Annotated in this window: 12 protein-coding genes, 1 pseudogene and 1 other annotated feature; of the genes and pseudogenes, 8 read left to right on the plus strand and 5 right to left on the minus strand. The window is 64.8% G+C overall.

Going from position 1 to position 15,278, the window contains the following annotated elements:
• Nucleotides 1–284: 284 nt before the first annotated feature.
• On the minus strand, nucleotides 285–3,236 hold the full coding sequence (gene ygfK, locus SOX55_RS08580) for a putative selenate reductase subunit YgfK (RefSeq protein ID WP_325287027.1): 2,952 nt from the start codon (nucleotides 3,234–3,236) through the stop codon (nucleotides 285–287).
• Between the two features lie 29 nt (nucleotides 3,237–3,265).
• Nucleotides 3,266–4,609 carry a putative aminohydrolase SsnA gene (gene ssnA, locus SOX55_RS08585; RefSeq protein WP_325287028.1) on the minus strand — a complete coding sequence of 448 codons (1,344 nt, stop codon included), beginning with the start codon at nucleotides 4,607–4,609 and terminating at the stop codon, nucleotides 3,266–3,268.
• A gap of 281 nt (nucleotides 4,610–4,890) precedes the next feature.
• On the opposite strand from ssnA, the gene SOX55_RS08590 reads away from it, so the two are divergent.
• A complete protein-coding gene (locus SOX55_RS08590; RefSeq protein WP_325287029.1) occupies nucleotides 4,891–6,090 on the plus strand; it encodes an immunoglobulin-like domain-containing protein in 1,200 nt (399 codons plus the stop codon).
• 177 nt (nucleotides 6,091–6,267) lie between these two features.
• A complete protein-coding gene (gene trhA, locus SOX55_RS08595; RefSeq protein WP_325287030.1) occupies nucleotides 6,268–6,972 on the plus strand; it encodes a PAQR family membrane homeostasis protein TrhA in 705 nt (234 codons plus the stop codon).
• Nucleotides 6,973–7,011: 39 nt separating this feature from the next.
• Here trhA and upp read toward each other — a convergent pair whose 3' ends face one another.
• From upp to tsaE, 3 genes are read right to left on the minus strand one after another with little or no spacing between them, the layout of a single operon-like run.
• Nucleotides 7,012–7,644, minus strand: coding sequence for a uracil phosphoribosyltransferase (gene upp, locus SOX55_RS08600; protein WP_325287031.1), 633 nt, complete (start codon nucleotides 7,642–7,644; stop codon nucleotides 7,012–7,014).
• A 19-nt stretch (nucleotides 7,645–7,663) separates the two neighbouring features.
• Nucleotides 7,664–8,374 (minus strand): tRNA (adenosine(37)-N6)-threonylcarbamoyltransferase complex dimerization subunit type 1 TsaB, encoded by a 711-nt coding sequence (gene tsaB / locus SOX55_RS08605; protein ID WP_325287032.1) that lies wholly within the window; start codon nucleotides 8,372–8,374, stop codon nucleotides 7,664–7,666.
• Nucleotides 8,371–8,799 carry a tRNA (adenosine(37)-N6)-threonylcarbamoyltransferase complex ATPase subunit type 1 TsaE gene (gene tsaE / locus SOX55_RS08610; protein ID WP_325287033.1) on the minus strand — a complete coding sequence of 143 codons (429 nt, stop codon included), beginning with the start codon at nucleotides 8,797–8,799 and terminating at the stop codon, nucleotides 8,371–8,373. The genes tsaB and tsaE overlap by 4 nt, the downstream gene beginning before the upstream one ends.
• Nucleotides 8,800–8,967: 168 nt before the next feature.
• Here tsaE and SOX55_RS08615 point away from each other — a divergent pair, with 168 nt between their 5' ends.
• The 6 genes and pseudogenes from SOX55_RS08615 to SOX55_RS08640 all read left to right on the plus strand — a co-directional run.
• Nucleotides 8,968–10,128, plus strand: coding sequence for an FtsW/RodA/SpoVE family cell cycle protein (locus SOX55_RS08615; protein ID WP_325287034.1), 1,161 nt, complete (start codon nucleotides 8,968–8,970; stop codon nucleotides 10,126–10,128).
• A gap of 98 nt (nucleotides 10,129–10,226) precedes the next feature.
• A complete protein-coding gene (locus tag SOX55_RS08620; RefSeq protein WP_325287035.1) occupies nucleotides 10,227–11,216 on the plus strand; it encodes an Ig-like domain-containing protein in 990 nt (329 codons plus the stop codon).
• A 98-nt stretch (nucleotides 11,217–11,314) separates the two neighbouring features.
• Nucleotides 11,315–12,139: pseudogene (locus SOX55_RS08625) on the plus strand (sigma-E processing peptidase SpoIIGA); the annotation flags it as partial.
• A gap of 61 nt (nucleotides 12,140–12,200) precedes the next feature.
• Complete coding sequence (gene sigE, locus SOX55_RS08630) at nucleotides 12,201–12,905, plus strand: RNA polymerase sporulation sigma factor SigE (protein ID WP_325287036.1); 705 nt, start codon at nucleotides 12,201–12,203, stop codon at nucleotides 12,903–12,905.
• Nucleotides 12,906–12,949: 44 nt separating this feature from the next.
• Nucleotides 12,950–13,180, plus strand: a binding site (T-box leader).
• Between the two features lie 37 nt (nucleotides 13,181–13,217).
• Nucleotides 13,218–14,396: a YcxB family protein gene (locus SOX55_RS08635; RefSeq protein WP_325287037.1), complete on the plus strand. Its 1,179-nt coding sequence runs from the start codon at nucleotides 13,218–13,220 to the stop codon at nucleotides 14,394–14,396.
• 35 nt (nucleotides 14,397–14,431) lie between these two features.
• Nucleotides 14,432–15,278: class I tRNA ligase family protein (locus SOX55_RS08640; protein WP_325287038.1), on the plus strand; the 847-nt coding region annotated here is incomplete at its 3' end.

The raw sequence follows: 15,278 nt of genomic DNA on the forward strand, positions 1-15,278 counted from the left end.
TCGGGGCAAACTTCGCTCCATTCGGAGCGCCCTGCGGGGGAGGGCGTCCTCATGCCGCTCCGTTGCCCCTCCTCTCCCCACTGCAACCGCTTCGCTGGGTTGCAGCGGGGGACCCCATATGCGGACAGTTCGCACACTTGCAGGCCGAAAAGTGTTTTTCCGCCGTACACGCCGCCGGAAAAAACAGATTCCATTCTTTTCGCACCTGCGGGTGCGAACTCTGCGAGGCATTTTGATAGGTAAAAGACCGAGAGAGCGATGGCTCTCCCGGTCTTTTGCGGTTTTTAGCCCAGCAGCCAGGCGTATCGGGTGAGAACCGTGAGAATGAACACCTCCACGTCGGCGGGCAGGTCGTTTTCGCTGTCCAGATCGGCCTCAAAGACCTTGCCGTCCAGCCGCACCAGCACCTTCCGGCCGCCCAGGGGCAGGAAGCCCGGATTGTCCGGCGTGTCATCGAAGTCCTCCCGGCTCCGGAACAGGGTCAGCTTCTCCCGGTAGGGGGCGGAGTCATAGGGGCAGAACACGGCGCAGTTGCCGCACTCGTTGCACATCCGGTCCACGTGGAGAATCTGGCGTCGCCCATCCGGCAGAGCGATGACCACGTTGGCCCGGTTGGGGCACACGTCGGCACACACCTGGCAGACGGTATTGCAGTGCAGGCAGCGATCCCCCTCGCACTTGGCGGACTCCATCAGCACGCCCTTCCGGGCCAGCAGCTCCGCCCGGTCCGCCTTTGCGTGGGCGGGCATGGGGAAGGTGTGGGCCGCGCCGATGACCTGGTCGGCGAAGGCCTGGGCGTCGGCAATGCCCTCCACCACTGTGGCGGGGCCACGGCGGGCGTCGCCGCCGGCGTAGACGCCTTCCAGATTGGTGCGGAAGCCGGGCCGGCCCTTGCCGTCCAGCGTGATGCCGTTGGCGGTGAACAGGGTGTCATCCACCTGCTCGCCCACGGCGGAGATCACCGTGTCGCAGGGGATGGAGATCAGCTGGCCGGTGGACTCCGGCTTCCGGCGGCCGGAGGCGTCCGGCTCACCCAGCCGCATCTTTTCGCACGTCAGCTGTCCGTCCTTCTGCTCCACGGGGGCGGCCAGCTCCAGGAAGGCCACGCCGTCGGCCATGGCCAGCTCCAGCTCCTCGGCATCGGCGGGCATATACTTCCGGGTGCGTCGGTAGACCAGCGTCACAGACTCCGCGCCTGCCCGGACGGCGGCCCGGGCGGCGTCCATGGCGGTGTTGCCACCGCCCACCACTGCCACGTGGCCCAGGGAGACGGCCTTGCCGGCCTTCAGATCCTGCAGCCACCGGATCACCGGCACCACATTGCCGGGGATGTCCAGCTTTCCGGCCTTCCAGGCGCCCACGGCGAAGAAAATGTGGGTGTAGCCCTGGGCCTTCAGCTCCTCCACGGAGGGGGCGGGGGTGTTCAGCCGCACCTCCGCGCCCATTTTCCGCATCAGAGCCTCGTCGTTGTCGATGGCCTCGTCAGAGATGCGGAAGGCGGGAATCACCTGCCGCACCACGCCGCCCAGGCGGTCGGACCGCTCAAACAGCGTCACGGGAATGCCCGCCCGGCCCAGGAAGTAAGCGGCGGCCATGCCGGTGGGTCCGCCGCCGATAACGGCAGCCCTGGCGGCGGTATCCGCGGGGACGGGGGCGGTGAGCCGGCCCATCAGCTGGCGGAAGCCCTTCTGCGCGGCCACCAGCTTGGTGGCCCGGATGTCCACCGGCTGCTCGTAGTAGTTCCGGGTGCACTTGTCCATGCAGTGGTGGGCGCAGATGGTGCCGGTGATGAAGGGCAGGGGGTTCTTCTCCGTGATGACCTGCAGGGCGGAGCCGTAGCGGCCCTTGCGGCACAGCTCAATATATTCGGGAATGTCCTGACCGATGGGGCAGCCGCCCTTGCAGGGGGCGGTGAAGCAGTCCGTCAGGGGTACCTTCTTGTCCAGCTTCCGGCGGGGCAGAGGCTTCACGGCCTTGCGGTGGTATTTGTCCGCCCGGGCGGCCAGGGACAGGGCTTCGATGCCGTCCACGTCCACGCCGGTGAAGGGGCGGAAGTCCAGGCCGTCCAGCTTGTCGCCGATCTGAACGAACCGCTGGTAGCCGCCGGGCTTCAGCTCCGTGGTGGCCATGGTGATGGGCCAGATGCCGCAGGCGAACAGCTGCTCCACGTTGAAGGCGTCGGCGCCGCCGGCGTAGGAGATGCGCAGCCTGCCGCCGAACTCCCGGGACAGGCGGGCGGCCATGGTGGTGGTCAGGGGGAACAGGCTCTTGCCCGCCATGTACATCTCCTCGCTGGGCAGCTCCCCGGCCTTCACATCCACCGGGAAGGTGTTGGACAGCTTCAGGCCGAACTCCAGACCCTCTTCCCCGGCCAGCTGCTGCAGCCGGCGGAACATGGGCACGGCGTCGGCGTACTGCAGGTCCTCCCGGAAGTGGTGGTCGTCAAAGGCAATGTAGTCATAGCCCATGCTGTCCAGAATGGACCGGGCTGTCTCATAGCCCAGCAGGGTGGGGTTGCACTTCACAAAGGTGTGGAGGTGCTTTTCCGTCAGCAGATAGCTGGCGATGCGCTCAATCTCCTCCGGCGGGCAGCCGTGGAGGGTGGAGAGGGTGACGGAGCCGGAGATGTGGGGGGTGATGGAATCGATGAAGGCGGTCTCGCCGGGGAACATGGCTTTCAGCGTCCGGATGCACTCCCGGAAGATGGGGGTCCGGGAGGCGTCGGTCATGCCGTTGAGGAAATTGTCGATCTTCTCACCCCGGATGCCCTCCAGGTCATAGCCCACGGACATGTTGAACACGAACCCGTCAGGGTCCCCCAGGCCGTAAACCCGGGCCATGATCTTGCAGGCGCACCAGGCCTTGACGTACTCTTCGAAGGCCTGCTGTACCGTCAGCTCTGTGGACCACTCGCAGTTGTAGCACTCGTCCTCTGCCAGGATGCAGGGGCGGTTGATGCAGGCGGCCAGCTCCGCGCCGTCCATCTTCTGGACGGTTTTCAGCTCGAAGAACCGGGCACCGGCGAAATAGCCCGCCGCGATGTTCTGGGCCAGCTGGGTGTTGGGGCCGGCGGCGGGGCCGAAGGGCGTCTCAATGGTCTCGCCGAAGATGGGCAGCTTTTTCACTCCGGCCCGGTAGGGCTTGTGGACGCCGAACACGGAGCCATCCCGCTGGTATTCAGCGGTGATCCAGTTCATCAGATCCCCGAAGGGGATGGGGGTCATCCGTTCAGACATAGGCGTTGCCTCCTTGTGTGCAGATTTCTTTAATATTCGCAGTGGTTCAGCGTGCCCCACAGCTTTTTGGACACTTCCAGAATGTGGGCGTTCACCGCCTCCTCGTCAATGTCCGCCAGCTGCCGGTCCCGCATGAGAATTCTGCCGTTGACCATGGTGGTCTGGCACTGGCGGCCCGTCATGCCGAAGAGCATGTGGCCGTCGATGTTGGCGTCGGAGAAGGGGGTGAAGGGCTTGTAGTCCATGACGATCACGTCCGCCGCCGCCCCGGCCTTCAGCACGCCCAGGGTGGGGAAGCCGCACCGCTCCGCCATTCTGGCGTTGTTCCGGAACAGCATATCCGTCACCTCGCACCAGCCCACGCCGGGCAGGCAGGCGTTGTGCCGCTGGGAGCAGAGGGCCACCTTGATGGACTCCAGCATGTCATTGGTATAGGCGTCGGTGCCCATGCCGATAAGAATGCCCTTTTTGTACAGCTGCAGCACCGGGGAGATGCCCACGGCGTTGCCCATGTTGCTCTCCGGGTTGTTGACGCACATGGTGTCGGTGGCACGGATGAGGTCCATCTCCGCCGTGTTCACGTGGATGCAGTGGCCCAGAATGGTTTTGGGCCCCAGAATGCCGTGATCGTGGAGCCGCTGCACCGGGCGGCGGCCGTAGTTCTGCAGGCTGTCATACACATCGTTCATGCCCTCGGACACGTGGATGTGGTAGCCCACCCGGCCGTTGTTGGCCTCGTTCATCCGGTCGAAGGTCCGGTCGGAGATGGTGAACAGGGCGTGGCCGCCGAACATGGGCTTCAGCATGTCGGAGGGGTTCTTTTCGCACCAGTCAATGAAGTCCTTGTTTTCCTGCACGGACTGGATGGACTTCTCCTCGCCGTCCCGGTCCGACACCTCGTAGCACAGGCTGGCCCGGATGCCGTATTCCCGGGTGACCTCCGCGATCTGCATCAACGAGCCGGGAATCTCGCAGAAGGAGGCGTGGTGGTCGAAAATGGTGGTGACGCCCTGCTTGATGGAGTCGATGACCAGGGCCTGGGCGGAGGCCCGGGTGGCGGCCAGGTCCAGATGGCGGTCGATGTACCACCACTGGCCGTCCAGCACTTCATAGAAGTTGGTGGGATTGTAGCCGTTGATGGACAGGCCCCGGGCCAGCGCTGAGTAGATGTGGGTGTGGGCGTTGATGAGACCCGGCATGATGACGCCGCCCCGGGCGTCCACAAACTCCGCCTGGGGGTATCTGGCCCGCAGCTCCGCCGTGGTTCCCACCTCCAGGATTTTGCCGCCGTCGGTGACCACGCCGCCGTCAGGCAGGTAGCCGGTTCCCTCCGGGTCCCGGGTGATGAGTCTTCCGTTTGCCAGTAAGATCATTCCATAAACCTCCTTGTCAGAGCGGCCGCAGCCGCCGGAATCCAATGAAAAAAGGGCGTTTCAGGCCTCTGCCTTGAAACACCCGTCTGCAAAAACAGATAGGTGTCAGCCCGTGCGCGCAGCACTCCGTTGCAGCTATCCATCCTTGCTGTATACATTTTACCGTAAACTGTGCTATAATGCAATCAGCGCCGCCAAAAAATTTCGCGCGGTGATTTGTTGAGTTCGACGGGGAACTTCCGGGCATGTTTCCGCGTCAGAGAGAATAAGAGGTGATGAGCATGAAGCGATTGTTTTCCGTGCTGCTGTGTGTTTTGCTGCTGAGCGGCTGCGGCGCGGCGGAGACCGCTCCGGCGGATGAGGGACAGTCCGGCGGCGGTACGGCGGACACCCTGCCCCTGACGGAGGTGCGGAAGGACCGGCTCAGCGGGGACTGCGTCATGACCACGGAGTACCCGGCCTACGGCCCGGACGTGGACACGGTGACGGTGCTGCTGGAAAACCGGTCGGAGGAGCCGCTGGAAACCGGCGCGGACTTTGCCCTGGAGGCGGACCTGGGAAAGGGCGGCGAATTGGACTGGTTCCGGCTGGAACCGGCAGGCGGAGAGGAACTCTGCTGGTTTGCCATCGCCTACAGCGTGGAGCCGGGCGGGACGCTGGCGCTCCGGTGCGATCTGTCCTGCTATGACCGGTCCGCCTTTGCCGGCGGCCGCTTCCGCATTGTCAAGACCGTAGGCGGCAAGGTCTGCACGGCGGAGTTCACCGTCTCGGAGGACGCCCCCATCACGGCGGACACCCCTTACGGCTTTGCACCGCTGGAGGATCTGCCGGCGGATTACACCGCCGAAGCGGCGGCAGCGGACGGCTGCGTGGTGTTCGCCGCCGGAGAGGACGTGGAGAACAGCGAAGCCATGGACACGTTTCTGGCGAAAGCGGCCCTGAACATCCCCTGTCAGGTGCGGCTGGCCCGGTTCGCCGCCGGCGGCACCGTGACGGTGGAGGACGTGGTCCATGAGGAAATCAGCGGCATCGGCTGCCGTCTTGCTTACCGCCGCTGGAAAAACGGCGAAACGGAGCCGGTGCGGTACTTCTCCTTCCTGAACACCGACGGCTGGTACATCCGCCTCAGCGACGCCCTGGTGTGGAATGACAGCCGGGGTCCGGAGCCGCTGGAGCTGCTGGCGGGGGACGAGGCGGAGCCTTACATGGCCGCCGTCCAGGCCTGGGCGGATGCTCTGGCGGAGGGAAACGTCACCCGCTGCCGGGTGTGGAATCCCTCCGGCACCGCCTGCGGGGGGCTGACGGAGGAGCCGCTGGAATACTCTGTCTGCACGCCGGGGGAGGGAAGGACCCATACGCTGACCGACGTCCCGGACACGGCATCCATCACCGCCCTTGGCTGGGAGGATGACAGGACGCTGGTGCTGACGGTGACAGACGCAGACGGCAGCGTGACGGCTGTCCGGCAAGTGATTGACTGAACCAAAGCGGACTGCGCGGTGTGAATTGCACACCGCGCAGTCCTTTTCCGGAACATAAAAAATGTGAACTTTTAAAAAACGGGGTTGCATTATTTTTTAAAACGTGTAATATAATAATGAAAACTATATTATGAGATTCGGGAAACCGAAACGGTTGACCGGAAAAGGAGATGCCCCATGGAAATGGCGAGAGCGGCAGATGGATTCTATATGGACCGGCGGCAGCGGCGGCGGGAGCTGGTGCGCCAGCGGAACGAGCCGCCCCGGCTGACTGTGGCGGAGGAAGTGGTGAACGCCGTGACCCACGGCGCAGGCGCGCTGCTGGCGGTTGCGGCGCTGGTGCTGCTGCTTTTGCGGTCCCGCACGGCGCTGGAGGTGACGGCCGCCTGCTTCTACGGCGTCAGCATGCTGGTGATGATGCTGATGAGCTGCCTGTATCACGCCATGCCCGCCGGCTCCGGCGCCAAGCGGCTGCTGCGGCGGTTCGACTACTCCTCCATTTACCTGCTCATCGGCGGCACCTTCGCCCCCATCCTGCTGGTGTACTTCGGCAATCCCGCCTGCATCGCCCTGTTCTGCATCCAGTGGGCGGTGATTCTGTTCGGCATCACGCTGATCGCCGTGTTCGGCCCCGGCCGGTGGCGGGCGCTGCACTTCACGCTGTATTTTCTCATCGGCTGGAGCGGCGTGGCCTTCATCCCGGCCTTCTTCCGGTACAACCGGCCGCTGCTGTGGTGGATTCTGGCAGGAGGGCTGGTGTACACCCTGGGCATGATCCCCTTCGCCCGGAACCGGAAATTCGACCACTGCTTCTGGCACGTGCTGGTGCTGACGGCGGCGTTTCTCCACTGGTTCGGCATCTATACCTGCATTCCCTGGTGAGAAAAGGACTGCGTTCCAACGGAACGCAGTCCTTTCTGCTTATTTCGTGCCGAAAATCCGGTCGCCGGCGTCGCCCAGGCCAGGGACGATGTAGCCCCGCTCGTTCAGCTTTTCGTCCACCGCGCCGCAGTAGATGTCCACGTCGGGATGGGTCTTCTGGAGGTGTTCAATGCCTTCGGGAGCGGCCAACAGCACCATCAGCTTGATATTCTTGCAGCCCCGCTTCTTCATCTCGGCGATGGCGGCGTCGGCGCTGCCGCCGGTGGCCAGCATGGGATCCACAATCATGATGTCCCGCTCGGCAATGTCCTTGGGCATCTTGCAGAAGTACACATGGGGCTCCAGGGTCTCCTCGTCACGGTACATGCCGATGTGGCCCACCCGAGCGGCGGGGACCATGCGCAGCACGCCCTCCACCAGGCCCAGACCGGCCCGGAGAATGGGGACCACGGCGAATTTCTTGCCCTTCAGGGTGGGAGCGGTGGTGGTGCAGATGGGGGTCTCCACCACCTTGGTGGTGAGAGGCAGGTCCCGGGTGGCCTCATAGGTGATGAGCATGCCGATCTCGGATACCAGTTCCCGGAAATCCTTGACGCTGGTGTTCTTGTCCCGCAGGATGGTCAGCTTGTGGGCCACCAGAGGATGGTCCATGACATGTACTTTACCGCTCATTTGTACGCGCTCCTTTATTTTAAAGTTGTGACTGCTTTACCTGGCGGTCCCGCAGGCGCTCCGCCTGGGCGGGCCGCAGATAGACCGGTGCCAGCTCCTGCGCCGTTCCGCCGCCGCCTGTCGCCAGAATTTCCTCCGCGGCCAGGGCCACGGACACGGCGCTTTGCTGCAGCAGGTGGGGGGGAGCCAGGGCACAGGAAATCCCCGCCTCCGACAGGTAATTATAACACAGTACCGCGCCGTCGCCAACGATTATTTTCGGCTCGTCGGAATCTTTCAGTTCCGCCGCCAGCTCCGCCAGGGCGATGGGCCGGTCGGGGGTCAGGCGGGTGAGCCGGCCGCCCCGGGCGCGGAACACCGCGTTGTACACCTGCTGGCGCCGGGCGTCCATGGCGCAGACCGCCAGACCGTCCGCAAAGGCCACGTTGCGGGCCATGGCCTCCAGCGTGGAGACCCCCACCGCCGGCTTCTCCGCGGAAAACGCCAGCCCCTTGGCGGCGGACACGCCGATGCGGATGCCGGTGAAGGAGCCGGGGCCGTTGGCCACGGCGATGGCGTCGCAGTCCCCTAGGGTCAGCTCCGCGTTTTTCAGCATGGCCTCCACCATGGGCATCAGGGTGCGGCTGTGGGTCAGTCCGGTGCATTGGAAGGCGGAGGCCAGCACCCGCCCGTCCTCGGTGACGGCGGCGGAGCAGGCCTTCGCGGAGGTTTCCAGAGCCAGTATTCTCATAAGGCGTCTCCTCCCTGAACGGTGATGATCCGCCAGCCGTCGTTTTCCGGATGGCGGCGGATGGTGACATACAGTGTGTCCTCCGGCAGGGCGTCCTCCGCCCGTTCGCTCCACTCCACGGCGCAGATGCCGCCCCGGGCCAGGTAGTCCTCCCAGCCGATGTCAAACAGGGCGTCGGCGTCCTCCAGACGGTACAGGTCGAAGTGGAACAGGGGGACAGGCCCCTCGTATTCATTGACAATGGTAAACGTGGGGCTGGTGACCCGGCCTTCGCAGCCCAGTCCCCGGGCCAGTCCCCGGGTGAAGGCGGTTTTGCCCATGCCCAGATCCCCCTGATAGGCCAGAACCGTGCCGGGGCGGAGAGTGCGGGCCAGCCGGGCGCCGATGTCCTCCGTCTCTGCCACGCTGTGAGATAAATATTCCACGGAACATGTCCTCCCGGACCAGAGATTGCCCGCGTCGCACCGCAGGCTTTGTCCATGATTATAGCACAGAAGATTTCCCATGTAAAAACAAAATTGCTGCGTTTACAGACAAAGGTGACTGTGGTATACTGATGCAAAGCCTGATTACCCTACGAAACGGAGAAAACCATGCGCCTGAAACAAGTTCTGCAGGACTTTTTGCAGCAGGCGGACCTGCTGCTGCTGTCCCTGTGTCTCATCTCCACAGCCTACGGCATGGTGCTGATTGCCAGCGCTACCCGGTATACCGGCAGCTTCCGCAACCTCATTGTGCAGGGGGTAGCCACGCTGCTGGGGGTCATCGCCTATATCATTCTGTCCATGGTGGATGTGGAGGATCTGGTGCGGCGGTGGAAGTGGATTCTGGTGTTCAACGTGGGGTTCATCTGCCTGCTGCGGACCCCCTTCGGCTTCAGCGACAACACAGGCAACCGGGCGTGGCTGAAGTTTCCCGGCATCCCCTTTTCCATCCAGCCGGCGGAAGTGGTGAAGATCACCTTCATTCTGCTGCTGGCCAAGCAGCTGGAGTGGACGTGGCAGGAGCGGCGGGAGCTGCGGAGCTTCCGGTCGGTGCTGCCGCCCACGGTCCATCTGCTGTTCATGGTGGGGCTGATCTACGTGGTGTCCAGCGACATGGGCAGCGCGCTGGTGTATGTGTTTGTGTTCATCTGCATGGTTCTGGCGGCGGGAGTGGCCTGGCGGTGGTTCGCCGTAGGCCTGGGCGCCGGTGCCGCCGGCGTATTTGCCATGTACAAGCTGGGACTGATCCCCAGCTACATGATCAACCGCTTCCACGCCCTGTTTGACCACAGCTTCCAGCCCCTGGTGGCGGGCTGGCAGCAGACCCGCAGCCTGCTGGCCATCGGCTCCGGCCGGATTTTCGGCCAGGGGCTGTTCAACGGCACCCAGACCCAGAGCAGAGACCCCAGCTCCCTGCCGGAGCGGCACACGGACTTTATTTTTGCCGTGGCGGGGGAGGAGCTGGGCTTTGTGGGGTGTCTCGTGATCATCCTGCTGCTGACGGCCATCATCTTCCGCTGCCTGCAGGTGGCCCTCCATGCCCGGACCCCCTTTTCCACCTATGTCTGCGCCGGCATGGCGGGCATGCTGATTTTCCAGACGGTGGAGAACATCGGCATGTGCCTGTTCGTCATGCCGGTGATCGGCCTGACGCTGCCCTTTTTCAGCTACGGCGGCTCCTCCATTGTGACGCTGTACGCGGCCATGGGCATCGTTTCCGCCATCAAGAAGCGGGCGCTGCCGGAACGCCGGCGCCGCCGCAGATTCTGAGAGTCCCGGGAGCATCCGCTCCCGGGTGCTTTTTTGCATAATTCCGCCCCGCCGGCGCACACTACCTCCAGCGAGTTTGATTTTGGGAGGTAATGACTTTGAACGGTAAATCAATGGCCCTTCGGGGCGCCGCGCTGGCGGCGGCCATGCTGGTGCTGGTCACGCCGGCCACGGCATTGTTCGGCGGGGCGGACAGCGCCGCCGCCTCTGCGGCGGAGGAGGGAGCGCCCATCGCCCGGGAGTTGGAGATCCGCACCTACCGCAACATCCCCTACCGGGCGCAATTCCTGTCCCAGACCGCCGACGGCGGCGAGGTGACCTATCAGGTGGAGCGGCAGCCCAAGCGGGGCACCGTGACGGTGAAGGGGGACACCTTCACCTATACGCCGGAGAAAAACCGCACCGGAAAGGACAGCTTCACCTACGTGGTCACCGACAGCGCCGGACGGGTCTCCAGGCCCGCCGCCGTGACGGTGACGGTGGAGAAGGCGAAAAGCGGCGTCTCCTACGCCGACATGGCGGACAATGACGCCGCGGCGGCAGCCCAGTGGCTGGCGGAGGCGGGGGTATTCACCGGCGGGAAGATCGGGGAGCAGTACTTCTTCGAGCCGGACCGCACCGTGTCCCGCAGCGAGTTTCTGTCCATGACCCTGGAGACGGCGGGCCGTCCCGTGACGGAGGTCACCATGACCGGCTTCTGCGACGATGAGGCCATCCCCACCTGGGCCAAGTCCTACGCGGCGGCGGGGCTGTCCGACGGCGTGGTGCAGGGCAGCGCCACTGCCGGCGGCGTGGCCTTCCGGGGCGGGGACGCCATCACCTTCAACGAGGCGGCGGCCATCCTGAACCGGATACTGTCCGTCAACGACGTGGACCTGACCGCCTGGTACGGCCACCGGGACGCGGCGCCCTCCTGGGCGGCCCAGGCCGTGGGCAACATGGAGGCGGTGAGCGTTCTGGCGGCGGGCAGCTTCGGAAGCCCCGCCCTGAACAACTGCGTTACCCGGGCGGACATGGCCCGGATGCTCTGCTCCGCCGGTGTCCTGCTGGAGGGAGAACCGGCGGGACTGCTGGACTGGATCATCTGAGCGCGGCGCGCCCCCGGATGCGGCCGGGGGCGCGTTTTCCCGCCCGGATTTCCGCCGCCCCCGGATTGCGACCGGTTTTCCCCTGTCCCTGCCGTATAATGGACTGGCGAGGGGGTGGAGCCGTGACGGTGGTGTATCTGGACAGCGTGTTTGTCCTCAACGGACTGATGGACTATTTCCTGCTGCTGGCCACAGCCTGCCTGGCGGGAGTCCCGCTGCGGCGGGGGCGGTTCGCCCTGGCAGGCGTGCTGGGGGGAGCGTACGCGGCGGCGGTGTTCCTGCCGGGGTGGGGCGCCCTGGCGTCCCTTCCCGGAAAGGCGCTGGCAGGCGCCCTCATGGCCCTGGCGGCCTACGGGCCGGACCGGAAGCTGCCCCGGCTGATGCTGCTGTTGCTGCTGGTGTCCTGCGGCTTTGCCGGGTGCGTACTGGGGCTGGGGCTGGCCTCCGGCGGCGTGCCCATGGCCAACGGCGTCTTTTACACGGATGTGGACGTGCGGGTGCTGCTGATGGCCGCCGGAGCGGCCTACGCGGTGCTGTCGGTGGTGTTCCGGGCCTCTGCCCGGCAGGCCCTGAACGGCACGCTGACCCATGTGACGCTGTGGTGGGGGGACAGAAGGGCGGACCTGACCGCCCTGTGCGACACCGGCAACGGCCTGCGGGACCCGGCCACGGGAAACCCGGTGCTGGTGGCCTGCGCCGGGCATCTGGGACAGCTGTGGCCGCTGGAGCTGCGGCCTTTTCTGATAGACCGGGCGCTGGAGCACCCGGCGGAGGTGCTGGCCCGCCTGCCGGCGGAGCGGACCCGGTTCCGCCTGATCCCCTACCGGGCGGTGGGAGTGCCGTCTGGGCTGCTGCTGGCGGTGCGGACGGACCGGTGTGTCATCGGCGGCAGGCGGATGGAGCGGCTGCTGGTGGCCCTGTGCCCCACAGAGCTGGGAGAGGGCTTCGGCGCGCTGTGGGGAGAGGTGGAAAGGAGTGAAAAGGATGATCACTTTACATATCCTGCTGCAAAAGGCTCTGGGGCGGCTGGGACTGCTGCCGGACCGGGGCGTCCACTACATTGGCGGCAGCGACACGCTGCCGCCGCCCCTGTCCCGGGAGCGGGAGGCGGAGCTGGTGGAGCGCATCGGGGACGAGTCGGCCCGCCAGGCGCTGATTGAGCACAACCTGCGCCTGGTGGTGTACATCGCCCGGCGGTTTGAGAACACCGGCATCAACATTGAGGACCTAATCTCCATCGGGACCATCGGCCTGATCAAGGCGGTGGGCACCTATCAGCCGGCCAAGAATATCAAACTGGCCACCTACGCCTCTCGCTGCATCGAAAACGAAATCCTGATGTACCTGCGGAAAAACGCCGCCCGGAAAGGGGAGGTGTCCTTTGACGAGCCGCTGAACACCGACTGGGACGGCAACGAGCTGCTGCTCTCCGACGTGCTGGGCACCGACGGCGACACCGTCATGCGGCCCATTGAGGAGGACGTGGACCGGAGCCTGCTGTCGGCGGCGCTGCAGACTCTGTCGGACCGGGAGCGGCAGATCATCACCATGCGCTTCGGCCTGGGCGGCGGGAAGGAGCGGACCCAGAAAGAGGTGGCGGATCACCTGGGCATCTCCCAGTCCTACATCTCCCGGCTGGAAAAACGGATCATCCAGCGGCTGAAAAAGGAAATTTTGCGGCTGAGCTGACCTTGACAACCGGGCCGGGGTATACTATACTGATACGGTATATTGGAACTGCGAAGAAGGGAAGCAGTACCCGGCAGGCGGATGCCAAGAGAGGGAACGGTTGGTGGAAGTTCCCGGGAAGCCGCCGGAGAAGTCGTCCCGGAGCACCGGGCTGAAGGCAACAGTAGGCTGCGGCGGAGTCCCTCCGTTACCGGGGAGCGGCGTTTTGCGCCGGTGAGTGCGGGAGTTCTCCCGAATCTTAGGTGGTACCACGGACAGTTTTGTTCGCCCTGAGCCTTACGGCTCAGGGCGTTTTTTGTTGGAGGCAGTGAAATGGAATTCCGCTTTACAGGCATTGATCTGTATGGCCTGCAGCAGCGGGAGTGGGATGCGTTTTACCACGCGGCCCACCGCCTGTCCCCTGTCGAGGGGCTGGCGGCGCTGGTGCTCCGGCTGCTGGCCGCCGTCTGCGGCATCCTCATGCTGCTCGTGGCAACGGGCATCCTCGTTTCGGAGGATTCCTCCCCCTGGGGGGCCGTGGTCCCCGGAATCCTGTGTGTCCTGAACCTGTCCATTGCTGTGGGTTACCGGCGGTATGCCGCCTGGCTGACCAAACGGCTGACCAGTCAGAAACTGGCGCGGCCGGGGGAGACCATGTCCGTCACCATCAATGACGGCGGCGTCACCGACCGGACCGGCGGCGTCACCACCCACTACGAGTTTTCCGCCCTGTACGCCGTCTGCTGGTGCCGGGACGTTACCCTGCTGTTTGTCAGCAGGCGGTCCGCCCTGGTTCTGCCGGAGCGCTACCTGAAAGGCGGCAGCGGCGGTGAGCTGCTGCGGTTCCTGGAGGAAAAGACCGGGAAGCCGGTCCGGTATTTCGGAAAGGAACTCCCCGCGGCCCCACAGGCGGAGCCTGCGGCGGCTGAAACGGGGGATTCTGTGGAGTTCCGGGTGGAGGAGACCTACGAAAAGAGGGACTTCGCGGGCCTTGCGACCGCCGTTCGGTACCGGAAGGGCCGGGGCAGAGTGGTCTGGAAGGTGCTGAAGGCGGCGCTGGGAATCTGGACTCTTTCCGCCGGACTGTATGGGCTGGCCCTGCTGTGGGCGGACAGCGCGGAGATTTTCGGCCCGGGTGTCGGAGGCGCCGGAATGACGGCCATGGTGCTGCCGTGCCTGGTGCTCAGCGTCTGCGGAATCTTTCTGCTGCTGTCCCTGGCCCGGACACCCCTGGGCGCGGGCGCGTCCTGGAGAAACTACCCGGAGAAGGGAACGCCGCTGGTCTACTGCCTGACGGAGAACGGTGTCACCTGTCAGTCGGCGGGAAGCCGGCTGGAGCTGGCGTATTCCCGCATCCGACGGGTGCTGGAGGACCGGGAGCGGTTCTACCTGTTTGTGGACCGGCGGGCGGCCCACATCCTGCGCAAGGACGGCTTCGTGCAGGGCACGCCGGAGGATTTCCCCGGGTTTATCACGCGAAAGACCGGTCAGCCGGTGGAATATATCAAATGAGAGCGTTACGCTTGAAAGAATAGGAGAGAAAACCAATGAAAAAAGAACTGCCCAAGGTGTATGAGCCGCAGCAGGTGGAGTCCCGCATCTATCAGATGTGGATGGACGGCAACTGCTTCAACGGCGATCCGGCCCCCGAGAAGAAGCCCTTCTCCATCGTCATGCCGCCCCCCAACGTCACGGGCCAGCTCCACATGGGCCACGCCCTGGACTGCACCCTGCAGGACATCCTGACCCGCTTCAAGCGGATGCAGGGCTACTCCGCCCTGTGGCTGCCCGGCACGGACCACGCCGGCATCGCCACCCAGATCAAGGTGGAGGAGGAGCTGCGGGTCAAGGAGGGAAAAACCCGCTATGACCTGGGCCGCGAGAAGTTCCTCCAGCGGGTCTGGAAGTGGAAGGAGGAGTACGGCAACCGCATCGTGGAGCAGCAGAAGAAGATGGGCGTCTCCTGCGACTGGAGCCGCGCCCGCTTCACCATGGACGAGGGCTGCTCCAAGGCCGTCCGGGAGACCTTCTGCGAGCTGTATGACAAGGGCCTCATCTACAAGGGCAGCCGCATCATCAACTGGTGCCCTCACTGCCTGACCGCCCTCTCCGACGCCGAGGTGGAGTATGTGGATAAGCCCGGCCACCTGTGGTATATCCGCTACCCCCTGGCCGATGGCAGCGGCGACATCGTCATCGCCACCACCCGCCCCGAGACCATGATGGGCGACACCGGCGTGGCCGTCAACCCGGAGGACGAGAAGTTCAAGCACCTCATCGGCAAGACCTGCATCCTGCCCATTATGAACCGCGAGATACCCATCGTGGGCGACGAATACTGCGAGATCGGCTTCGGCACAGGCGCGGTGAAGATGACCCCTGCCCATGACCCCA

The sequence above is a fragment of the Dysosmobacter sp. genome, assembly GCF_034093755.1.
Lineage (GTDB): Bacteria > Bacillota > Clostridia > Oscillospirales > Oscillospiraceae > Oscillibacter.